The sequence below is a fragment of the Bacillus sp. SH7-1 genome (assembly GCF_008042405.1).
Classification (GTDB): Bacteria; Bacillota; Bacilli; order Bacillales; family Bacillaceae_G; genus Bacillus_A; species Bacillus_A thuringiensis_N.
Genome location: NZ_QNUD01000032.1, coordinates 69,016 through 92,524, shown reverse-complemented (window position 1 = coordinate 92,524; position 23,509 = coordinate 69,016). Strand labels below are relative to the sequence as shown.

Below are 23,509 nucleotides of genomic sequence, written 5' to 3'. Positions count from 1 at the left end.
AAACGGATTGTTTTTTTATTTCTGTTTTATACAGTTTATTTTATTTTTCTATTTTCAATACCGATAGAATTACATTAATAAAAATGAAATACAAATATTGAATCATGCTTTGTGATGCGTATTTTCAAATGAAACTTAAAATACACATTTTCCTTACATTCGAAAAATATTGATATGAATTCTCTAAAATCAGCAATCTTATCATACTAATCTATAACAATTCTGTCTTCTGCCCTTACCTGTTTCCTTTAACACATATGATTTTAAAACAAGCGCTGTTAATGAATCCGTTAATGTTTTATATGATAAATTAGATAATGCTAATAGATCGTTCGTATATAACATTCTATGCTTCTCTAATAATAATAGTACCAATCGTTCAGACGGTTTTAATGCCTCATCACTTTCTAGTATAAAGTCTATATTTTTCATTTCTCTAATTATTACTCCTTATATAAAAAAATACTTACACGACTAATTTAATATAAAAATAATACACAACTAAATCTAAAATATATTAATATAGCATCGTTTTAAAACACTATTATACTATAACATAGAAAAAGCATTTCCCGAAACAGGAAATGCTTTTTTATATTACGTTTATAATTCCTCCATACCTACATGGTGTTTCAAATTCTTAACCATACAATGCCCTCTTAATTTCGCTGGTCATCCCAAGGCATTTTTAAATCAAGTTCTTCAATGCGATTTAAAGAAACAAAAACGGCTAGTCATTCACACTCTCAACAAGAATGACTAACCATTTTTCACCTTCTTCTCAATTAACATGTTCTACCTTAAATATTTCTTGCAATATGCGGCTTACTATAATGACTTGTTCCACCGCCACCTACTACTACTTTACCGCCTTTTTCGAAAATTAATAATTTACTTGAACCATCCGCAAGAAGAACTATTACTTCAGCATTATTACTTGTTGCTACATAAATTACATAACCACTTTTTGATATACACGTTTCCCAATTTGCATCAAATTCTGATCTTACTACACGATTTGAATACACTTGATTTTCAATTCTATCTTGTTCAACGTTTTCCAAATTGATTCCTCCCACTTCACTAAAATAGCATTTATAGAAAAATAACAATTCTGTTTAAAATAGTGAATGTCTTTAATATAAATAGTATATGTAGTTTGTAGAAGGATGCTTGGACAATGAAAACATAATAACATGTAAGTAATATACAATTAAAATAAGGCAATTGATATTGTATCGATCGCCTTGTTTTCTTAGATAGCGCTTTATTTTTCTTTACGCACAGCTTCAAAAGTAAACATTTGATTTGCATTTGACGGTTCTTTTTCATATACATAGTCAGCAGAATAAGTAATGGTAGAAAAACCTATACTTTTTAAAAGAAGTTTAAATTCTTCTATTCCATACCAGCGCATAGCAAAGCGTTGCAATTCTGTTTGTACTAATTGCCCTTTACTCCATTTTTCATATTTTAAATATGATAGGGTAACTTGGTTCAGCCAATCTATTTCAATTGATTTATTTTCTAAAGTAATTCCATCTCCGCTCGGCAAAGAAAAAGTCGATGTATGAATTTCGCCAGTCTTCCAGTCATGCGGAAGCATAATATCTACGATTAATCGTCCGCCTGGATTAAGGTGTTCATAAAAACATTTCAATGCGTTTATAGAATCCTCACGATTTTCAATTAAACAAAAAGATCCAGTAGGAATGATAATTGCCTCATATTTATGTGGCAGTGAAAATTGTTGTAAGCTTGCTTCAAATAAATTAGGGCGCAATCCTCTCTCTTTACACCGCTTACGGCAAGAATCCAGCATTTCAGGTGAATTATCTATCCCATCCACTGTAAAACCAGCTTCAAGTAACGGGATGATGACACGCCCTGAACCTACTGCAGCTTCGAGAATTCTCCCTCTACAATCTATTAAACGTTCTTGGTAATACTCAATATCACCATTTAAAGAATAACCGACAGGCTTTGTGTAATCATAAAGTTCCGTGCAAAGTGTACTATACAAACTAAACATTTATTTTCTCCTCCGTTTTTTACGTACGGAAGATTTTCATTCAATTAATCTTCCTGTACCTTTATTTTTAATGAAAATTCGAAAGAGCTGACTGTCATAATATATCACTCGCTTTCCATAGAATATAATCATATTGTATAATATTTCCTTTAAAATAAAAATGTAAATAATGAAAATTCATACTTTTTTTCTAAAAGGGGGATACGATGAATTCATTAATTATATTTCTTTTACTTCTTATTGCTTTTAATGCTCTAATTTTCTTTATTGCAAAGAAGTATAGACGAATATGGAAAGTTTCCAGTGGCATTTTCATTCTTTCTTCCCCCATTGTCTTCTTCGCCACTTTGCACGTAATTGGTGAAAAAGTAGGTGATGGATTCGCTGGAGGTTTTGCCGGGCTTACCTTTAGTGGACTTTTAATCCTAAATGCGATTGTTTTATTTATCATAAGTATTTTTGTTTCTGCTAATAAAAATTCATATTAAACTCATGGCATTGGTAATACATTTATATTTCAAAATTTAAAGAGCTTACTATATAGTAGGCTCTTCATTAAAAATCATTTATTTCACAATCGGTAATGTCACTTCACTTAATTTTACTGTTAACTTTGTTCCTGCTTTTGGTCTAATTGTGTAATCATAATCACTAGCGATTAAAACGACCCCAATTTGATGCCCTGATTTAAATACATAATCATCTGGCTGCATGTCCCATGTAAACGTATAATCTTTTCCTGGTTGAATCGCTGTTGAATTTTCTATACTCTTTAAGTTTTGCGGATCCATCCAGCCTCTCGTTACGATTTCCGGCTTTGTTCCTCCATAATCAACAAGTAATGCTGTTAAGTTTGATACAGATCGATCAATATTTCCTGTAATTGAAATCTTTGGTGTACCACTTATACGCGTATCTTTTTGCAGTATAGGTATTGTATACACTAATCGATTTGCTACATCTAATTCTGGGTTTGCTACTAATTGGTTTGATTTCATTTTTGCATCATCTACGAATGAAAACACCTTATTAACAGAACCCATACTTAATGGTAAATTAACTGCTTTATTACTTAAATACATACGAACTTTTGACGGCACCGCTGATGGATCCGGCCAATTTTTTATTTTATCCCAAGTTTTATTTTCACGTTGTACATCGACCATCGGTTCATTCATAATGCCATTTTCAATTCCATACAACCAATAATCGAACCATTTATTTTGTGTTCTTTGCCAGTCATTCGTTGATGTTCCACCGTGTCCACCTTGATGTAACCACATTTTACGAGGGACATCATTCTCTCCAAGCGCTTCCCACCATTGTGAGAACTGCTTCGTCTTTACATTCCAATCATTTAAACCATGAACAACAAATACACTTGCTTTTACATTTTTAGCATCTTTTACATAATTACGTTTATCCCAAAAATCATTATAATTACCAGTTTTTCGGTCCTGTCCAGCTGTTAGCTCTTTTATTACTTGTCCACAAACTTCAGGATTTTCCCTTGTTAGTACTGCTTCTGCCATATTATCTGTATCTTCTCCTTGATATCCACCTGGCGCAATAACTGCACCATTTGCACGATAATAATCATACCAACTACTAATCGCTGCGATTGGAATAATTGTTTTTAAACCTTCAACACCAGTTGTCGCAACAGCATTCGGTAATGTACCATTATAAGAAACTCCTGTCATACCTACATTACCTGTAGACCAATCAGCCTTAACTTCCTCACCATTTTCTGTATATGCTTTCGTACGTCTATTTACCCAATCAATGACAGATTTCGTCCCTAAAATTTCTTGCTCATCCCCAGTCGTCGGACATCCATCTGATTTCCCAGTACCAATACTCTCACCTAAAATGACTGCATAACCTCTTGGCACATAATAATTTCCGTACGAACCAAGATTAACAGCTCCATACGGCTTACCTTCATACGCATACAATTCTTCATCTACATTATATACAGGAACATCTTTTAAACCCGCTCGATATGGGCTCATTTCATATATAACGGGAACTTTCACATTCGAATCAGTTTTTGGACGCATAACTTTTACTGATACACGATCCTTTTTCCCATCTCGATCACTATCAACTTCTGTTTCTACAAATAAATTTTCGATAATTGCTTCATCAAGCGAATAAATCGGTTTTGTCATCCCATTTTCTAATTCAATTTTTGTGTTTGATTGTAACACTTCTGAAACATTTCCATTTAACTTCACATCATTCTCATTTATGTAGTTTGTTTCTTTATTGTCTGCATACGCAGTCATGCTAGAAACTCCTGATGTAATTGATAAAGATAATATTGCTGATAATGTTGCTATTTTCTTTTTCCCCATACCCTTCCCTCCCCATATATTTCTTCTTTTACTATACAATAAAATTACAGAAAATTCAGTTTATATTTTATACAATAACTTGAGAAATTTGTAGAACACTCTTTCAACGAGCTTTCGAGGTTATAATCAATAAAAAACATCGCCTATTAATAGACGATGCTTCTAATAGTATTGAATTAGTCATTCTTCATATGAATATAAAACCGTATTTCTCCCTCTATAGTAGATACACCATAGTCAAAACCATGTCTTTCTAAAATACTTTTCACAATCGCTAAGCCTAGTCCTGTACCTGAATGATCTTTACTACGAGAAGATTCTACAACGTAAAAAGGTTCCCAAATTTTATCGATATCTTTCATATGTTCAACATTCATACCATTTTGAATTTGAAAATATACACTTTCATTTCGATCTTCTAATGTAATTTTTATAGTTTGATTTGCTGTATATTTTATTGCATTAGAAATTAAATTTTGAAACACCATTCTCATTTTATTTACATCTGCATAAACAATTGCATCGCCAATATTATAGTTCACATGCAAATCAATTTCTTTCGACTCCAGTTCAATCTTATGCTTGTCTAATATACTTTGAACTAGTGATTTAATAGAGAATTCTTCTTTTTGTAAAACATCTCTTTCTAATTTAGAAAATCGTAATAACTCTTCAATTAAGTTTGATATGTGATTAGTCTGTTTAATAATTGTATTAATGTACGTACCATCATCTAAACCGTCTTTTATTCCCATAGAATATGCTTTCACTAAGGCAATTGGAGTTTTTAATTCATGCGTCACATCACCCATAAATCGTTTTAAATGTTCGTTTCGATCTGTTAAATCTTCATGTGCCTCATGTAGTTTATCACTCATAATATTAATACTAGTAGCTAAGTCTCCTATTTCATCATTTGTTTTCACTTTTGTCTTTTTAAACTTTAAACGTGAAATATCTTCTGCGACATCACTTAATTCTTTCAGTGGTGTCGTAATTGTTTTTGACAATATCCATACAAGTACAATAATAAGAAAAATCGTAATACCTAAAATGAATAAATAAAATGAGTTTAACGTTTTTATTATTTCATTCGAATGTGCGATAGAAACCCCTACCAAAATCAACATATCTTCTTTCGCAATGTATTTCACAAAAAAACTAGATTTGATTTTCTCTTGATCATATATTTTATTCGATTGTCCGAAGTTCTTTACTTTTATTATTTCCTCTTTTGTAATCCAAAGTTTATTAAGGGCAACTCTTTTCCTTGTAAGTTGCATACGTAACTCATCATTAATTTGATCTTCCGAATTGTTAATTGATGTATACGCAATCGTAACATTTCCTTTATTTTCAATGCTCGTAATTGCTTCATCCAGTTGTTTGCTCGGTATGGACTGTATTTGTGCTGTAATACCTTCTAAACTTTCTCGTGTTTTGTAAATATTATATTTCGGTAAAAGATAGTTGATTAATAATAAAGAAATCGTAAAAATAAGAATAACAGTTAAAGAAATGCTGAGAAATAGCTTTTTTCCAAGTTTATTCACTCTGCTCCTCCAAACTATATCCTAAACCACGATGCGTCTTTATAATATTTTCTCCTACTTTTTTACGTAATCTTCTTACATGTGTATCAACAGTTCGCTCTTCTCCAAAATAGTCAAATCCCCATACGATATCTAACAATTTTTTACGAGTTAAAATCATGCCTTTATGATTTAAAAAACACTTTATTAATTCTAGCTCTGTTTTTGTAATATCTAACTCTTTGTCATTTTTATAAACTTTATTTTTAGTGAAATCTATTTTCAAATCTTGAACTTGAATGACATCATCATGCTGTATAAGCTTTTTTGCTCGAGTAATTAGTACGCCTGGGTGAAATGGTTTTTTTACGTACTCATCTGCCCCGCTTTGAAGCGCTGCTAATTCATCTTCGCTTTCACTTTTCGCCGTAAGCATTAATACTTTTACGCTTGAATTCTTTTTTATTTCCTGACAGACAGTAATACCACTATGTTTCGGCATCATCCAATCTAAAATAGCTAAATCAATTTTCTCATCATAAAATATTTGAAGTGCTTCCTCTCCATCTTTTGCTAATAATACTTCGAAGCCTTCTTTCTCAAAATAAGCTTTTAAAATTCTTAACATATCTTGTTCATCATCTGCAATTAATACTCTCATACGCTATCCTCCATTGCTTTTAAACAAAAACCAATTGTATTATACAACTTCTTTGTTACATAAATGTGACAGAAAAATATTTGAACCTTTTAAGGGTATAGTAAAGACGAGGTGTTGTATTATGATTAAAAAAATCGGGGTCATTACCCTTCTTTGTTTCTTATTATCGACAAATGTGTTCGCAAATACAAATCAACAAATTGAAGTATTTGATTGTCAAAAAGAAATGGTTGTTCAAAAACAATCTTTAGATCTAGCTATTCAAAAAAAAGCTGTTCAATATGCTAAATCCATTACTGGCCCGTTCAAAAACTTAAATGTCGTTCCAAAAGATGGTCACATGATAAAAATCCCTTTATCTAAACCAATTTCTATTACAAATCAATGGCTACAAACAACAATTGATGAAGTACTTATTCTTCTACCACTTAATGAAAAACCTTATATTATGCTTTACGACGATGAAAACAATCCACATTTTTATTATGTTAAAGGTGATCCGAAGGGATTATTGAAGCAAATGAATGTTAAGTTATAATGTAAGAAAGATCCCACAAATATCATTCGCGGGATCTTTCTTTATCAATTAACAACTTGATTTTCATTTAAAAAATGACTAACCTGTCTTTTATGATGGTTATCATGATCTACAAATTCTTTAATAATATATATAAGAGAATACGGCGTTCCAGTATGAGGACAATGTGATACTCCATTGGCAGTTAAAGGTTTCTTTAGATTTTCAGCAGACAGTAATCTAAGTTCTTTTACGAGTAACTCTCTTTTAGCTTTTGCTTCTTCAAGAAGTTTCATCTTAGATATACCGGATTTGGCATAACTAGATGCTAGTTTATTATATGTATCAAAATCAGGGAACTCCATTCCCTTTCCATCTCGCACTGATGATAATGTCTCACGTAATAGATAGTCATCCCAGTTCATAATATGAGATATGATTTCGCCAATAGTCCATTTCCCCTCTGATATTGGTACCACCCACAATTCCTCTTTCATACCTTTCAATGTATTTATCCAAATTGAATATTCATTGAAATCATTAATAATTTTATTTTCTCCCATCATCCAATTCCCCATTCTAATATTATATTCATATAAATTACAACATCAATCTACACAAAACAGAACAAAAGTTCTGTTGAAGAGGTAAATAATAATTCACTACATCCTTTTATATAAGTTCAAATAATGGCTCGCTCCCATATATTTTGTCCCTTTCACAAATCCAATCGAAGTATAAAATTTGTCACCCTGTACTGTATCTGTATGTAAGACAACAATATTAAAATATTTTTTCGCATCGCTTATAATTCTCACTAATAATAACCTCCCTAATCCTTTCCGGCGATATTTTTTTGCAATATAAAATCTTCTTACCCTACCAATCTTATTGTTTATTATATACGGACCCTCAGTTAACCCTCCTATTCCGATTAACTTTTCCTCATGAACAATCCCATATAAGCATTCACCAGTTTTATTAAATGTGTTTATTTTATTTTCATATTCACTGATTAGTTTTATTAGGAAATAAAATCCTTCGTCTTTGCTTTCCTGAACAAGATATTCGTGTTCGTATATCATTAAATCTTCAATTTGTTGAATATGTATATCTTTCAAGTAAATTCCCCTTACTATGAAAATACATAAAAATGCTATAGAATTATTGATTCTGAGCATTTTTATGATTGTTGTCTTATTTAATTCGTAGTATGTGTATTCTTCAATTCAGATGTAAATCGATAATATAGTTGTTTAAGTCTTATTGAACTAAAGCAGCTGTTTGTTTAAATGAATACATTTATAGTGTCTCTCAAATATAATATCAGTTTTTAAATTCACCATTCTTCTCTAACAGGTTCAAGTTAAGTTATAATTTGTTAATCTAAATGTTTATGTAACCACAGTTCAAATATCTTTAACTGTTCTTCAGTATGAAAATAATGTTCACCTGTCTCCACGACCTCTAATTCACAACGATGTTTTTTTGTAAAATAGTTTATAGTTTCAAATTCACACAGTTCATCCTTAGCTCCATACATAATATATGTATCTGTATTCCATGTACTAATAGGATTCTCTTTTACATAGCATAAATAATCCCAATATAACTTTTGACCAATAGGTGTCTCTATAGTCATTTCTTTTTGCAAAAGTTCTGGTGTTACATTAAACCATTTCATCATATTTTCGATAATTCGTTCCATATTAACTACTGGTGATAAAAATAATGCCTTTTCTATCACATCATTTTGATAGGCTAAAAGGCTAAAATAAGCTCCTATACTACATGCAAACACGCTTACTTCTTTCCAATGTTCTTTTGCGTAATTCATAATTATAGATAATTCACTAACACAAAACTGTACTTTGCAAGGAGTATTATCATTTTTTCTGTCTCCATGCTCAGGTAAATCAAAGCTTAATACTTGATAACCTTTTTGATTAGCTTCTTCAGCTAATATTTGAATAACTGTATCTTCCTTATTTGACATATTTCCATGTACTGCAATAAAAACTTTTTCACTTTTATCTCCCCACAAAACCGAGGGAATATTACTAATGTTAAAATTATCTTTAAGCATATTTCCTCCTTGGAATAAGATATATAGGAATTGGCAAAAAACTGCACACACTTTATAATCGTTGCACAGTAGGCAATACTACCTTCAACTCAAGTAAATCGTCTATTACTATATCTGCATGAGCAAGTTCTTCTTCTTGTGCAAAATCAAAATTACATCCAATCGCAATCAAGCCATTATCTTTAGCTGCGTTTATATCAGATAACCGGTCACCAACTACAGCTGCTTCTTTTATATCATATTTGTTCAAAATACTTTTTACTAAGTCGCTTTTATTAAGTGAGTTTATTTGTTCAATACTAAATGTTTCAGTAATCCATTGGTCTAAATCATAATAAGATACGATTGCTCGTAAATATTCAGTTAAACCATTGCTAGCAATATAAATTGAACAATTATTTTCTTTTATATATGTAAAAATTTCTTTTACATTTGGGTATAATGCACCTTTTCCACTCATAATGTTTTCAATTAATCTTTCTAAAAAATATACATCGGTTTGTTCTCTTACTTCAAGAGAATGATTTGGTAATAAAGCTTCCCAAACTTTCGGTAACGGCACACCCATAATTTCACGGTATTTTTCAATAGGTGTTACCGTATCCCATAACTGTAATGATCTTAAGTGATCAAATGTATCATCTAACGATAATTCTAAAATTTTATCTGTTTGAAATAACGTTCCGTCCATATCAAAAATTAATGCTTGTAACATGTCATTATCTCCTTTTGAACTATAAGTTTTACTCGATATATTTTTCAGCATCTCAACGATAATTTCTGAACAATAATTCGCGGCTGTTTTCGCGAGGTCATCATAAGAAATTTGAGCTTCATCGTCGGCACTGTCTGAAATACATCGTATTACGAGAAACGGTACTTCATTTATGTAAGCAACCTGTCCAATTGCTGCACCTTCCATTTCTGTACAATGCGGTGCATATTCATCTATTAATTTCGCCTTTAGGTTTGAATCTTCAACAAAACATTCACCGCTTACAATTCTTCCTTCATGAACCCCAATATGTAAACTACTACTATTGCATGCAGTACGTGCTAACTCTATTAATTTCTTACTTGCGTAAAACTCCTCTTGGAACGGGAATAAGTTTTTCATTTGAGTCTTACTTACATCATGATGAGTTACATTCGTTGAAATAACTATATCGCCAACTTTTACATCTGGATGTAGCCCGCCAGCAACACCCGTATTTATGATAGCATCTACATCAAATTTATGAATTAACGTTTGCGTACATGCGGCTGCATTAACTTTCCCTACACCACATCTTGTAACAATTATTTCTGTTCCCATGAATTCACCAATGTAAAAAGGCATTCCCGCAATTGTTTGTTCCACTTGTATAACTAGTTTTTCTAAAAGTAAGTCAATTTCAATTTGCATTGCTCCGATAATGCCGATTTTATTCATGAATATAGTCCCCTTTTCACTTATAAGCCTGCCAACATATTATGTAATGCACCGTAATTTTCAGCTATCCAATTCATTTCATCCGCAAAACGTGAAGGTGGTACACTATGCTGATCCATATTGGCATGAATCCACCAAGTACTCTCCATGTACCAAAGCATTTGAATTGCCCGAACAATATTCCCTACTGGAAAGTCTAATTCATTGCGGTACCCTTCTAAAAATGATGCAACAAGACTCTTATTTAAACTCCCATCATGTAAGGCACAAGATATAACCGCACGTCCAATATCCAATTCTACATAATCATAATCCATACGATCAAAATCTAAAATTGCTGAGACTTTATCATTATGGAATAAGAAATTATCTACCCATAGATCGCGGTGCACCCATCCCTTTTTACTATTATAAAATTGATCTACATTTACCAATTGTGTTGCCTCTTGTTGTAATTTTATATAAGGAAGAATGTGCTCTTTTCCTAGCTTCTCTGCTTCTCTCCTTTTCTTTTCCCAATGTGTCAACCTTTCCTCTTTAGTAGGCGGAACAAATTTAGGGATTTCTCCTTCTATTAAATTGCCGTCATTTAACAATTTATGCATATGACCTATCGTCTGACCAAGAGAGTGGATTTCCTTTTCATTCACCTTTCCTGGTGAGACTAGATTACCTTCTTTATGTTCTAATGCTATAAATCTTTCATCAGTTTTTGATATATGCATTACATTATTTTTATAAGTTAACAATTTTGGGCATCTTACCCCATTATTATGTAATCTTTGCTGTTGTTGTAATGCTTGCAATAACGTTAATGGGTCATATAACTTATATCGTTCTTTATTATATTGCTTTAATACAAAGTTCCCTACATCCGTTTCGAGTTTCCACTTTAAGTTTAACCAACCACGATGAATTGGAATTACTTTTTGTATTTTAAATTCAAATAAAGATTCGCACTCTACTTGCAGCTCTTGTAATATCATTTTAGCTTTTTCATTAGATAACGGCTCTATCATCTTTTTTATCCTTTCTTAACTTGCTGTTCCTTTCATTCTCTCTACCAAAACTGAAATTAAAAATTTCGGAAGTACAAGTTGTCTCTTAAATCTTTTCGGCTGCGAAAGTAACCTATACAGCCATTCAGTTCCAGTATCCCTCATAATTTTTGGTGCTCTTTTTACAGTACCAGATAATATATCGATCATACCTCCAATACCAATAGATAGTGGAATGTTTAATGTTTGTATGTTTTCATAGATGAATTCTTCTTGTTTTGGTGAACCTAGTCCTACTAGTAGTAAGTGCGGCTTGAATTGCTTAATTTTCACTTTCACTTCTTCTATTTCTTCGCCATTTACAAATCCATGCTGTCCTTTAAACTGTGCTCCCGGAAACTGCTCATTTAATTTTTTTAGTGCCTTTTTATTACTTTCTGGCGCAGCTCCAAAAAGAAAGACACGATATTCATTGTCATTACAGTATTTTATTAAATCGTGAGTGATATCTGCCCCAGTAACACGTTCTTTCAAAGTTCCTTTTAATATTTTCGAGCCTATTATGACGCCAATCCCATCCGCTGTTATTAAATCTGCAGAAAGTAACATCTTTTTAAACTGTTTTGATTTAGCCGTGCTTTCCTTTGCAGACATAACAATTTCAGGATTTGCAGTTACTACAAATCTTGGTTTCTCTTGTTGTTCATGTAGCCAACGTTTTAATAAACTTATAGCTTTTTCATATTCTAAAGTTGAAAAAGGTATCCCCTTTATAAGTTGGTTATCCACTATACTCTCCCCTTACATCAGTTGCAAATATTCATCAACATCTTTAGAAATTTGTTTAAAAGCTTTATCCCAGAATACATAGCTTGTTATATCGATTTCAAAATGTTTTTTCATAAGCTCTTCCACTGGAGCTTTTCCTGTTTCTCGTAAAAACTCCTTATATTTCGAATGAAAAGTACTTTTACTTTCTTTAGCTATTTCTAATAAACTAAAACTAGCTAAATACCCAAATGTGTATGGATAATTATAAAAAGGAACATCTGCAATATAAAATTGAATGTATTTCATCCACACAAAGGGCTGATATTTTGATAACGCATGCCCATATGCTTTTTCTTGCGCTACTATAGATAATTTCTCTATTTCATCAGTACTTAATGGACCTTCTTTACACTTTTCATAAAAATTCTTCTCAAATTCAAATGATGCTCGTATTGCCATTACATAATTAAAACTGTTTCGTATTTTCCAACTAAGCAATGACTTTTTCATATCTATACTATCTGTTGTTTGAATTAGATAGTTTATAAGCACGGTTTCAAAGAATATAGACGCCGATTCAGCCGTACTCATTGGCAAATAATCATCTAAAAAAGAAGTAGATTGCTCAAAACTCATATTATAAAAATGCCAAGCATGTCCTAGTTCGTGCGCAAGTACTTTTACACTATCAATACTTCCGTCATAACGCATAGAGATTCGTGATTCTTTTTCACTGAAAAAAGGAGCACAAAAGCCACCTGGTGGTTTATTATCTCTCGGTTCCGCATCTACCCATCCACTCACTATTGCATTCCGTGCAAATTCTGCTAATTCTCCATGAATATCCTTTAATGCGTCATATAAGTTTTGTACTGCTACTGAAAAAGGAATAATAGCCTCATTATTTTCCTTTACTGCCATAAGTTCATGCCAAGTAATCAAAGCTTCTCCTTCCTTATACGTGTTTAAAGCACTTACTAATGTATCAATATTTCCTTCTGTCGCATTCCACATTTGCAATAATACAGTTTCAGAAATACCATTCGAATGTAGAGATTGCGTTAAAATCTCTCTATCTACTAATTCATTACTCTTTGTATTACGCAATCTCCCTATTTGATTCAATACAGTAGCAAAAATTTCTTTTTCCTTATGTAAGGCATTTGTTAATAACTCGAATACTTCTAGTCTTTCCTTTTCATTATCACTATTCATTGCAATATGATTTGCTTGTCCAAATGATAATTGCTGATTATTGTGCTCTATTTCTATCCTATTCCTTAATTGTATGTACATATTTTCCCACGCATGTAGTTCATCTTTTATTAGCCTAGTATTATCAGTAATTTCCACTTCACTTTGCTGTATGATTTGCTGCACTTCACTTTTTAATTCCTTTACTTTCACAGTCAATCTAGTATTATCCGATGCAACACTTTCTTCAGCCGATTGACAGTACAAATAGTATTCTGCTTTTTCAATAGCTTGAATAAGTTTTGAAAGGATTTTTACATCCTTTGTCACCATATATTGCTCTTTTAACTCCAATATTGGAAATATAATGTCTCCACACGTATATAATCGATTTAAATCCCATCTAGCAATTTCATGCATTTTATAGCCGCCTCCTATTTTTACAAATAGTTACAGATATCTCCCGTAAAACAATTATATATGAGATAACTAAATTTTAACATCTTGAAATATTTAGATTTTTATAACCAAAAGACTTCAACACACAAAAAAGATGATTCTGTTGGAAAAAGAATCATCTTTTTAACATCTTATATTTAGTAACTGCTTTTTCTTCGCATTAAATTCAGCTTCTGTAATAACGCCCATATCTAATAATTCCTTAAATTATTTCAGCTCATCTGCTACAGAAACAGTAGCATTATCTTGAAGAAAAAAAAGATTGATCAAAAGATCAATCCTTTACTCTACTTCATTTAAGAAAAATAACGTTATAACGCCAGGTCCTGTATGTGCTCCGATTGCTGCACCAATTGTGTTTACGATAAATACTTCACAGCCAAATCTTTCCGTAATTAATGATTTTAATGCTTCAGCTGTTTCTAAGTCATCGCCATGAGTCATACCAATTGTTTGACCTTTAAGCTCTTTTCCGCGTTCTTCCATAATATCAACAATACGGCTTAATACTTTCTTTTTCCCTCTTACCTTTTCAAGTGGTACAAGTTTTCCTTCTTCCACGTTTAAGATAGGCTTAATGTTTAGTAAACCACCGATAAAACCAGCTACTTTACTTAAACGTCCACCTCTAACAAGGTACTGTAAGTCAGCTACAGTGAAGATGTGCTCCATATGGTTCATTAGAAAAGCGACATGGTTTAAAATATCTTCTTTTGATGCGCCGTCTTTTGCCATTTTAGCAGCTTCTAAAACGACAAGACCTTGACCAAGCGAAGCACATTTCGTATCAATAATTTCTAGATCTAAATCCGCATATGTTTCTTTTACTTCCTCTTTAATGACAACTGATGATTGATATGTACCAGACAGTTCAGATGAAAAAGCTAAATATATACAAGGATTACCTTCTTTTGCATAAGAAACAAATTTTTCTTGGAAAGTTTCAAGTGAAGGCAATGACGTTCTATAAACAGCGCCTTCTCTCATTTTTTGCAATAATGTAACTGACTCTAATGTTACTCCATCTAAATACTCTGTTTCTGCTTCATCATATACACGGAGTGGAATTAAATCAATATCATATGCTTGCAGCAATTCTACCGGTAAATCCGCCGCACTATCCGTAATGATTTTAACACCCATTTTTAAACCTCTATTCTGTTATAAATATAAAATAATAAAATAAAAAATAGTACTTTTAAATTATATACGTAAAACTTAAATGAAGAAAGGAAAACACTTTATATTGTATGCACTATTCTTCAAAACCTGAACCTTTACTAAAAATCATTCTATTTTAACTATTTATTATTCTTTCTATAACACAAATGATTTTATAATTATTTTGCATTTATATATTTTATTTTTTAATTCAATATAGTCTTTTCAAATTTATACTATTTAAAATTTAAAAGCCAAATCCAATAAAGGAAACGGCTTTTAAATTTTTAAAAAAATAACCAAACTTTATTTTCCATCACATTGTTTGTTTACATTATTATTTATGCAATGTTAAATATTAGTCCAGTTATGATTAATATTTATAGCCTGTACTAGAATTAAAACAGTGAATATTTATCACTAAGAAGCAGCATATATAAAAAACAAGTTAAACATTTTATAAAATATTTAATTTAACTAGTAACGCTAATAAAATTTGGAGAAGAATTTGAACATTTACAGCTATATCTGTATCAGTAGTCGTAACTGTAACATTTCTAGAATTTCTAATAACAGTTTCTTGTTTATTAACTTGTTTAATAGATGATTTTTGAAACAATTCTTGTGCAACACGATCAGCTTTTTCACTATCTGCTATAGAAATACTTATTATCACCACGATAGCTGCTTGTAATGCAGCTTGAATAGATAACGCAGCTTTTGTATCTGTAGTAGTAACTTCTACATCTGCTGAATCAACAATTGTAATTGATTCTTCAGAAATTTGGTAAGTTTTACTTTCTTGCGCAGCTGCTTCTGAAACGCTAGCATTTTTAAAAGATGGATGAGGATTTGAGGAATCTAATGCACTCCACTTTTTATTTTCATCTGAATGACATGTTTTGTCCATACGTTCACCCCCTTTCAATCTAAATAATTATTAACTTGTGATTGTATTTCAGAAACAATACTTTTAATTTGCTGCTTTTTTTCTGGCGATAAATTTTTTAGTTTTTCTTCATTTATCCCATGCCTATTAAAAATATCTGAGAGTAAAAGGTCTATAATTATATTCTTTTGATCCTTATCAAACTTAAAGGAAGAAAATTTGTTTAAATCATCCATTTACAATATTCACTCCAATCAATTTTCTATAAAAATTTTAAATATCTACGAGCATTATATGTAATGAAATAAAAATTGCTTGGACAAGTAACTTAATCTTCTATTTTCACTTCTTTTTGCTAATAAAATCAAAAGCTGGCTTCTATAAGAAGACAGCTTTCCTTCACTTCACATAAATATAAGTTTCATTACTGTTAAATCATGTATTTTATCTTTATTTGTAGTTTTCCACACTTGCTTTACCATTAATCTTGAATAGTAATTCAGTCATAATAAAAAGTCCAAGCTTGTACCACGTATTACAACAAAAAACATTTACTTAGAGTGAAAACTTATAGCTAAATATCAATAGGATAGACACTTTATAAAATGTTTAGTTTAACTAATAAAGCTAATAAAATTTGAAGGAGAATTTGAATATTCACTGCAATATCCGTATCAGTAGTTGTTACGGTTACGTTTCTGGAATTTTTAATAAATGTTTTTTGTCTATTAATTTGTTTAATAGCTGATTTTTGAAATAATTCTTGTGTTATTTTATCTGCCTTTTCACTATCTGCTATAGAAATACTTACTACAACTACGATAGCTGCTTGTAATGCCGCTTGGATAGATAGCGCAGCTTTTGTATCTGTAGTAGTAACTTGTACATCTGCTGAATCAACTATTTCAATATATTCCTCAGAAATTTGATCGATTTCATCTGTTTGTATAGCTTCCTCTAAAAAATTTGCATTTTTACTAAACGAATAATAATTTAATGATTCGCAATCTTCTTTTTTTGGCTCACAATCCTCTTTTTTTGGTTCACAATCCTCTTTTTTTGGCTCACAATCCTCTTTTTTTGGCTCACAATCCTCTTTTTTTGGCTCGCAATCCTCTTTTTTCGGCTCGCAATCCTCTTTTTTCGGCTCACAATCCTCTTTTTTTGGCTCAGGAACTCGTTTTTTCGGCTCAAACTCCCGGTTTAATGGATCCCGATTTTTCTTTCTTCTACAAACTTCACATTCACACATAAAATCACCCCTTTTAGTCTTAAAAATTAGCAATATTAAAATATTGACTAACTAATAGCATTTTATGTATTTTTTTAAAATTTGTTTGGACAAGTAACTTAATCTTCTACTTCTTTTTCTAATAAAAAAAGCTGCCTTCTAATAAGAAGACAACTTTCTTTGTGACTACTCTAGAATAGATTTCATACAATATAATTGTTCCTTCCTTATAACCTGAGTTCGTCACTTTAGTTATAAAAATGTGGGTATATCCTATAACCTTTTTAGGGATCATTCATAATTTATTTCATAAAAAGTGCTTTGTTTTACTGAAAGGTGGTTGCGGAAACAACCGCCTTTTTATTCGGAACAAAATAAAACTTTTATATAAAAGGCCCATAATTAAATACACTTAACTTCATATGATATATTGCATCCTTTCTTTTTAGAATGAGTAGTCGTTACTGAAGGGCACTTTTCGAAGTGCTCTTATATTTATATCCATTTTCCTTTTTCAGGAGGATTTTTTTACTAAATCCTAATACGATTTTTATCACTCTAGCTGGTGATTATCATATTCCCTTAATAGTTCCAATTAATACAGTAGCTACTAATTAAAATAAGCCTATAAACTCTATACGCTTAAACAATAATGCGTTACAAAACACATAAACTAATTTTTGACTATGTAACACTAAATTCACAAGGTCATTATCCTCTGTTTGTTGAAGTCATCATTTCAATACCAGCAAACCCACACCTTCAACTAAGAAATTTAACAAATCTGCTATATCAAGGTTCTTTTGATGTAGCATCTTATGTTCTATATAATGAAGATAGCGCTAGTTTTCCAAAGGAGGATGCAAATGAGGATGCAAATGGCTACATCTAACGATTTAGAATGGATTAATAATCAATATGACTCAATAGGATTTGTACGAAGTGATTTAAAAAGAGATAAAGTTGCAATCATTACATACAACAATGAGTATGCAGGTGTTGGACGATTAGTCCAAATAGATGAAGATACTTTAGAAATGGGTGGAATTTATATTCTCCCTCAATATAGAGGAATACAGTTAGCCGGAGAACTCGTTTCATCTTTAGTAGAAACTGCGAAGAAATTACAAGTACCAAATGTATATTGTCTTCCTTTTGAGGAATTAGAACACTTTTATAAGAAATATGGCTATACAGAGGTCGATACTACGAAAGAAGTTGTTCATCCAATTATTCTAGAAAAATATAATTGGTGTTTGGATCATTATGAAAAGCATGTTTTATTATTTAAGTTGTAAAAATACCTAAAGAGAGCATATATAAAAATATTATTTATACTTTCCGTATAAATAATAACCCTACTTTATTTGGTCAACAACAGCTTCTACAAGATATACTATTACTATATACGCTGTCTTTTTCCTTAACCTTACTTTTGTATAAAAGATTAGTTTGTTTAAAATTACCTTAAATCGCATTCCAACAAACCAATCACAAGATGAATTCCTATATAATACAATTAAGTAATTAAAAGGAGCGTTATTCATGATAGATGTAGTAAGACTCATTATCTTTATTGTTGTTGCGATTGGTGCCATTATTAACTTATTCATAGAGTTTAAAAAACCTAAAAAAAGTATATTCTCAATCGTTTTTCTATCAGTACTCTTAATTGGAGCCTCAGGATTAATCAAAAATATTTTATCTCAACTTTTATAGACGATTGATTAAAAATCAATGTTACGTCAATAATGTAAGTAACATGATTGTATTTTCCATTCCCCCTTGGAGAGGAGCAGTTAGCTTATGCTAGCTGCTCTTTTATGTACAACGATTTCATCTATTATCCACAAAATACGTATCATACGCCTTATCAAAAATATATCCTAACTTTTCTGCTAGTTTAGCTGACGTAGTATTCGCTGCATCCCAGTTTGGATATATCTCTTTTTCTAAACAAGCCAAGATTAGCGCTGCACTAACTATAGTCGCCAATCCTTTTCTTCTATGATTGTGATTAGTCGCCACTTCAATTTCAATCCCTTTTTCATAAATGCTATATGATGATGCACCGCATACAACTTCTCCTTTATACAAAATACTATACCCTATACCCCGGTTTAAATAATCTTCTACTGATTGAAATTGACTTATAAAATCTTCAGAGACCTTATGTAATGTAGGGATATTTACAATATGTTCATCTATTCTTCGTAACTCATAGCCATTTGGAAGTGCTGATATAAAGGATTGTAATTTTGAACGATCAAAAACTTCTGCATTACGTTTAAATTTATAGCGTAAAAACTTATCTATTTTTCTTTCGTAAAATGTTTCTAAACACTTTTTCCACTCTTCACCATTTACAATTACTAACATTCTATCAGGAATGTTACGTAGTAATTCTTCTGTTTCTTTCACATTTGAATCCCCAGCGTAAAATGTGAAAATCCCTACCGTAACTTGTGCTACTGTTGGATTTTCGAGATCATTTACCCAAGCGTTACCCATATGACCTTGTAAATAAGAAAGTAAAACAACGTTATTGAAATCTTCGAACATAGTAACTAATTTTTCTCTTGTATGTATATTCACTTCATATATCATTCACATTCCTGCTTTCATTAGAATCAATGTACCTCTACTTTTTTCATAAGCCCTTTTATTCTACATATAAGCAAACGTCTACTAAATTCCATATAATTATATATTATTCATAAATATAAAATTATTATAACATCTAATCAAAAAAGTAAAATTCGCTTTTACAATTGTAAAATGCACATCTTATCGCAGACGTCGTTACTGATGTTTGTTTTGTATTCCCAGCGCTATCCGCTGTAAACGCAGGATATGAAGTGTTTATTGCAACTGATGCATCTGGATCTTTTAATAAACAAGTCGCTGATGCCGCTCTTATGCGTATGGCTCATGGAGAAGTTCAATTAATGAACTGGTTTAGCATTGCAGCTGAATTACAGCGTGACTGGCGAAATGATGTTGAAGGCTTTGGAGCTTTACTTGCTAAACATCTTCCAAGTTATCAAAATATCATCGGAAGCTACATGGGAGCTCAAAAAGAATTTAGTAAATAACACAATCATTAATTAATCTTAATAAAAGTTACTAACAACTATTTACATAGTTAAAAAAGGGCTACTTCAATAGCCCTTTTCTTATTTGCTTTAATACCATCCAATTCGCATATTGATTAACCCTCATTATCTTGTAAGAGGGTTAATCAATATGGATACGTTATATCTCCTTCTTAGAAGTAAAGGATTCTGTAGCGCCATTTTTATATATTTTAGTCAGCTTAATAATTGATTTGTACGTATTATTGCCATTCTTTATCATCTTTTTCATTTCTTCTATTTCAGCATTACCAGTTCCACTCTCTAATCTCAAACAGTTCGAAATGTTGAGGTATCCACTCGATGCGAAAAGAATAATAAACGTAAGATCTGGGAAATTAATGAACAGTATTCCAAACTTTAAAGGATTCCCAGCCGTATCAGATAAAACTAATCGAAAGTTTAATAGTTCAGGCACTTGAACAAAGTCTTTAGAAACAATTGCTTCCCCAACTATTGTAACCTGCTTCACTGCATTGCCATTTTCATCTATAAATTCAGTACAACTAGGTGCATCAATTGTTTTTGCTTGCAGTGATAAATTCAATTCTGGATTGTGAAAGTCAAAAAAGAGTGTACTTCCTTCGGTTAAACATTGCGGACAAATATTTCCAAGTAGACTAAAATCCTCTTCAATAAATTTAACTTTCGTTTTACAACTACAGACTTTTCCTATTCGAATTGCATCAATCTTAGAGCAATCTACAAAAATAACCTCATTGTCCTCTTGTACGAAGGATACGATACCATTCCTCTTATTAAATGAAAGAAAATAAGATACAACAATTCCATTTCCTGCTATTACAATACTCTCAACTTTAGTATACGGTTCAAGACTTTGTAAAAATTCACATATACTATTTTGGCAACATCCACAATCGCGTTTCGGCTCACAATCCACTTACACTCCATCCCTTCCCTATATGTTTTTATCTAATACATATAATATGAGCGGAGTATAAAAAAAGCTTGGACAATATAACTTTAACGTAAGAATTCACACTAAGTATAAGGAATAACACATAATTTTTACTATAAATACATATAACAATTTCATCTTTCATGAAAAAAACGTTATAATAAGGTGTAGCCTCTACGATTACGTTATAAAGGAGATTAAAACAATGGCTAAAATTAAAGTATACCAAGCAAAAGAAGAAAATATGGAAGCAGTAAAAAACATCATTGATGTTGAGGAACAAAATCCAACTGCTGACAACTTACAAAATCTATACGCATGTGTATTAGAAACTGAAGATATGGCATTGCCTGAATCATACATTGAAGAAGATATCTTAATCGATTCTATGGAAGTTATGGTTAACGCTTCTCAAAGCAAGCTACGAGACTTAGGTACATATGATGTAATCGAAGTTCAAAACAAAGGTAAGAAAACACAAATATTATTATTAGCAGACGAAGAATACGAAATCATCGAAGGCTAATCTAAATCTGTACATACGAAAAAGCTCCCTTCCAATTGGAAAGGAGCTTTTTCATTACGCTTTGGATGTTTCGTTCTTATTATTCTTTTGTTGTTTCTTAATTACCATGCGCTCATTGCCCATAAAGAAAATAAATATGAATGCTAAACCAGCTGGTACTAATGCCCACATAAATGTTTGAACAATTGAGCTAGAAAGAGCGTCAACAATTTTATCTAATATTTGCGGCGGAATTTGAGATCTTGCCGATTCTGATAGAATAGCTCTTGAATCTCCTAAAGCATTTGTATTCATTCTCCCACTCATCCCTTTAAACGCTTCTTCTAATTGATCTTGGAAACCTGTTCTTTGGATCATTCCGAAGATTGTAATACCAAGCGTCATTCCTAATGAACGAATGAAATTACTCGTTGAAGTTGCAGATCCGCGCTGTTCCATACCGAAGTTGTGAATAGCTGCCATACTTAGTACAGAGAATGAGAATCCAACTCCAAATCCGATAATAATCATATACACTGTTAATAATGCACGACTTGTTTCTGGCGTTAATGTGCTTAATAAAAATAGTCCAATTAGCATAATAACCGCAGAAATAATCATAATGTTTCGGTAGCTAAGTTTTGTCGTTAAAAATCCGCCTAATTGCGCTGTTACGACTGATCCGAACATCATCGGTAAAAGTAATAACCCTGAGTTTGTTGCGCTACCACCGTATACCCCTTGAATGAATAATGGAATATATACAGTTGCTGACATAAACGCAGCACCGTAACATAATGCAATAATGGTACTCATCCCGAATAAACGTTGTTTAAACATTTCAAACGAAATGATCGGTTCTTCTACTTTACGTTCAATAAAAATAAATGCAATAATTAAAATAGCGAATGCGCCAAATAAACTTAAAATAAAGCTAGAATCCCAGTCATACTTTTGTCCACCAAGTTCAAGCGCAAACATTAACGAAACTACTGCACCAACTAAAGTAATTGCCCCAAACCAATCAATTTTTTGCTTTCTATGAACTCGTGACTCTTTATAAAAGAATGTAATAAAAATAAGTGCTAAAACGCCAAGCGGTAAGTTAATATAAAATACCCAGTGCCAGCTAATATAATCTGTAATATACGCGCCAAGCAACGGTCCAAAAATACTTGATAAACCAAATACTGCTCCGAATAATCCACCCATTTTCCCGCGCTTTTCAGGAGGGAAAATATCAAAAACGATAGTAAATGCGATCGGTACTAATGCCCCGCCGCCAATACCTTGAATCGCACGATAAATACCTAACTGTGTAATGTTTTCAGCAGTACCACAAAGTGCCGAACCAATCATAAAGACGATTAAACCGAAAATAAAGAACCTTTTTCTACCATACATATCTGATAGTTTACCGAATATCGGCATACCTGCCATTTCTGCGACCATATAGGCAGAAACGACCCATACAAAGTTTTCAAGGCCTCCTAAGTCACCAACAATCGTTCCCATCGCTGTTACGACAATGGTATTATCCATTGATGCCATTAAAATACCTAGCAATAAGCCCGCCACAACAAAGCCGAGCTTATTATTCTTCTCAACCATAACCTTGCTCTCCCTCG

General features: G+C 31.8%; 25 protein-coding genes and 2 pseudogenes. 6 read left to right on the top strand and 21 right to left on the bottom strand.

Going from position 1 to position 23,509, the window contains the following annotated elements; all coding sequences use genetic code 11:
- Positions 1-201: 201 nt before the first annotated feature.
- From DN390_RS23215 to DN390_RS23205, 3 genes are all read right to left on the bottom strand, one after another.
- Positions 202-432, bottom strand: coding sequence for a hypothetical protein (locus tag DN390_RS23215; RefSeq protein ID WP_000789031.1), 231 nt, complete (start codon positions 430-432; stop codon positions 202-204).
- 368 nt (positions 433-800) lie between these two features.
- Positions 801-1,064, bottom strand: coding sequence for a hypothetical protein (locus tag DN390_RS23210; protein WP_000432423.1), 264 nt, complete (start codon positions 1,062-1,064; stop codon positions 801-803).
- A gap of 203 nt (positions 1,065-1,267) precedes the next feature.
- Positions 1,268-2,032 carry a class I SAM-dependent methyltransferase gene (locus tag DN390_RS23205; protein WP_147808579.1) on the bottom strand — a complete coding sequence of 255 codons (765 nt, stop codon included), beginning with the start codon at positions 2,030-2,032 and terminating at the stop codon, positions 1,268-1,270.
- Positions 2,033-2,238: 206 nt separating this feature from the next.
- Here DN390_RS23205 and DN390_RS23200 point away from each other — a divergent pair, with 206 nt between their 5' ends.
- Positions 2,239-2,520 carry a hypothetical protein gene (locus DN390_RS23200; RefSeq protein ID WP_147808578.1) on the top strand — a complete coding sequence of 94 codons (282 nt, stop codon included), beginning with the start codon at positions 2,239-2,241 and terminating at the stop codon, positions 2,518-2,520.
- 78 nt (positions 2,521-2,598) lie between these two features.
- On the opposite strand, the gene DN390_RS23195 is transcribed toward DN390_RS23200, so the two are convergent.
- From DN390_RS23195 to DN390_RS23185, 3 genes are all read right to left on the bottom strand, one after another.
- Positions 2,599-4,392: a Xaa-Pro dipeptidyl-peptidase gene (locus DN390_RS23195; protein WP_147808577.1), complete on the bottom strand. Its 1,794-nt coding sequence runs from the start codon at positions 4,390-4,392 to the stop codon at positions 2,599-2,601.
- A gap of 176 nt (positions 4,393-4,568) precedes the next feature.
- Positions 4,569-5,945, bottom strand: coding sequence for a sensor histidine kinase (locus DN390_RS23190; protein ID WP_147808576.1), 1,377 nt, complete (start codon positions 5,943-5,945; stop codon positions 4,569-4,571).
- On the bottom strand, positions 5,938-6,585 hold the full coding sequence (locus DN390_RS23185; protein WP_097952464.1) for a response regulator transcription factor: 648 nt from the start codon (positions 6,583-6,585) through the stop codon (positions 5,938-5,940). The genes DN390_RS23190 and DN390_RS23185 overlap by 8 nt, the downstream gene beginning before the upstream one ends.
- A gap of 121 nt (positions 6,586-6,706) precedes the next feature.
- Here DN390_RS23185 and DN390_RS23180 point away from each other — a divergent pair, with 121 nt between their 5' ends.
- The gene (locus DN390_RS23180) at positions 6,707-7,123 is read left to right on the top strand and encodes a hypothetical protein (protein ID WP_147808575.1); all 417 of its coding nucleotides are present in this window, start codon (positions 6,707-6,709) and stop codon (positions 7,121-7,123) included.
- Between the two features lie 44 nt (positions 7,124-7,167).
- Here DN390_RS23180 and DN390_RS23175 read toward each other — a convergent pair whose 3' ends face one another.
- The 12 genes and pseudogenes from DN390_RS23175 to DN390_RS23120 form a co-directional block, all read right to left on the bottom strand.
- Positions 7,168-7,665 carry a DinB family protein gene (locus DN390_RS23175; protein ID WP_147808574.1) on the bottom strand — a complete coding sequence of 166 codons (498 nt, stop codon included), beginning with the start codon at positions 7,663-7,665 and terminating at the stop codon, positions 7,168-7,170.
- A gap of 99 nt (positions 7,666-7,764) precedes the next feature.
- A complete protein-coding gene (locus DN390_RS23170) occupies positions 7,765-8,223 on the bottom strand; it encodes a GNAT family N-acetyltransferase (protein WP_147808573.1) in 459 nt (152 codons plus the stop codon).
- A 260-nt stretch (positions 8,224-8,483) separates the two neighbouring features.
- A complete protein-coding gene (locus DN390_RS23165) occupies positions 8,484-9,188 on the bottom strand; it encodes an alpha/beta hydrolase (RefSeq protein WP_179955774.1) in 705 nt (234 codons plus the stop codon).
- 52 nt (positions 9,189-9,240) lie between these two features.
- Complete coding sequence (locus DN390_RS23160; protein ID WP_147808571.1) at positions 9,241-10,620, bottom strand: 5'-methylthioadenosine/adenosylhomocysteine nucleosidase; 1,380 nt, start codon at positions 10,618-10,620, stop codon at positions 9,241-9,243.
- A gap of 20 nt (positions 10,621-10,640) precedes the next feature.
- A complete protein-coding gene (locus DN390_RS23155) occupies positions 10,641-11,639 on the bottom strand; it encodes a phosphotransferase (protein WP_147808570.1) in 999 nt (332 codons plus the stop codon).
- 15 nt (positions 11,640-11,654) lie between these two features.
- Positions 11,655-12,407 carry a WecB/TagA/CpsF family glycosyltransferase gene (locus DN390_RS23150; protein ID WP_147808569.1) on the bottom strand — a complete coding sequence of 251 codons (753 nt, stop codon included), beginning with the start codon at positions 12,405-12,407 and terminating at the stop codon, positions 11,655-11,657.
- 12 nt (positions 12,408-12,419) lie between these two features.
- Positions 12,420-14,003 (bottom strand): M3 family metallopeptidase, encoded by a 1,584-nt coding sequence (locus DN390_RS23145; RefSeq protein ID WP_147808568.1) that lies wholly within the window; start codon positions 14,001-14,003, stop codon positions 12,420-12,422.
- Between the two features lie 162 nt (positions 14,004-14,165).
- Positions 14,166-14,285, bottom strand: a pseudogene (locus DN390_RS23140) (SHOCT domain-containing protein); the annotation flags it as partial.
- 39 nt (positions 14,286-14,324) lie between these two features.
- Positions 14,325-15,185, bottom strand: a complete 861-nt coding sequence (locus DN390_RS23135; RefSeq protein ID WP_147808567.1) for a DegV family protein — start codon at positions 15,183-15,185, stop codon at positions 14,325-14,327.
- A gap of 475 nt (positions 15,186-15,660) precedes the next feature.
- Positions 15,661-16,113 (bottom strand): spore coat protein, encoded by a 453-nt coding sequence (locus tag DN390_RS23130; RefSeq protein WP_147808566.1) that lies wholly within the window; start codon positions 16,111-16,113, stop codon positions 15,661-15,663.
- A 14-nt stretch (positions 16,114-16,127) separates the two neighbouring features.
- The gene (locus DN390_RS23125) at positions 16,128-16,328 is read right to left on the bottom strand and encodes a spore coat protein W (protein ID WP_000342253.1); all 201 of its coding nucleotides are present in this window, start codon (positions 16,326-16,328) and stop codon (positions 16,128-16,130) included.
- Positions 16,329-16,690: 362 nt separating this feature from the next.
- Positions 16,691-17,344: a spore coat protein gene (locus tag DN390_RS23120; protein ID WP_147808565.1), complete on the bottom strand. Its 654-nt coding sequence runs from the start codon at positions 17,342-17,344 to the stop codon at positions 16,691-16,693.
- 845 nt (positions 17,345-18,189) lie between these two features.
- Here DN390_RS23120 and DN390_RS23115 point away from each other — a divergent pair.
- Positions 18,190-18,621 carry a GNAT family N-acetyltransferase gene (locus DN390_RS23115; RefSeq protein ID WP_147808564.1) on the top strand — a complete coding sequence of 144 codons (432 nt, stop codon included), beginning with the start codon at positions 18,190-18,192 and terminating at the stop codon, positions 18,619-18,621.
- Between the two features lie 247 nt (positions 18,622-18,868).
- A complete protein-coding gene (locus tag DN390_RS30770) occupies positions 18,869-19,042 on the top strand; it encodes a hypothetical protein (protein WP_179955773.1) in 174 nt (57 codons plus the stop codon).
- Positions 19,043-19,159: 117 nt separating this feature from the next.
- On the opposite strand, the gene DN390_RS23110 is transcribed toward DN390_RS30770, so the two are convergent.
- Entirely contained in the window at positions 19,160-19,930 is a 771-nt protein-coding gene (locus DN390_RS23110; protein WP_147808563.1) for a GNAT family N-acetyltransferase, read from the bottom strand.
- A 179-nt stretch (positions 19,931-20,109) separates the two neighbouring features.
- Here DN390_RS23110 and DN390_RS23105 point away from each other — a divergent pair.
- Positions 20,110-20,418, top strand: a pseudogene (locus DN390_RS23105) (isochorismatase family protein); the annotation flags it as partial.
- A gap of 160 nt (positions 20,419-20,578) precedes the next feature.
- On the opposite strand, the gene DN390_RS23100 reads toward DN390_RS23105, so the two are convergent.
- On the bottom strand, positions 20,579-21,358 hold the full coding sequence (locus tag DN390_RS23100; protein WP_147808562.1) for a BC_2878 family exosporium-associated protein: 780 nt from the start codon (positions 21,356-21,358) through the stop codon (positions 20,579-20,581).
- A 223-nt stretch (positions 21,359-21,581) separates the two neighbouring features.
- Between DN390_RS23100 and DN390_RS23095 the strand changes: the two genes are divergently transcribed.
- The gene (locus tag DN390_RS23095; RefSeq protein ID WP_060631222.1) at positions 21,582-21,902 is read left to right on the top strand and encodes a hypothetical protein; all 321 of its coding nucleotides are present in this window, start codon (positions 21,582-21,584) and stop codon (positions 21,900-21,902) included.
- A 54-nt stretch (positions 21,903-21,956) separates the two neighbouring features.
- Here DN390_RS23095 and DN390_RS23090 read toward each other — a convergent pair whose 3' ends face one another.
- Positions 21,957-23,492, bottom strand: a complete 1,536-nt coding sequence (locus DN390_RS23090; RefSeq protein WP_147808561.1) for an MDR family MFS transporter — start codon at positions 23,490-23,492, stop codon at positions 21,957-21,959.
- Between the last annotated feature and the right edge of the window lie 17 nt (positions 23,493-23,509).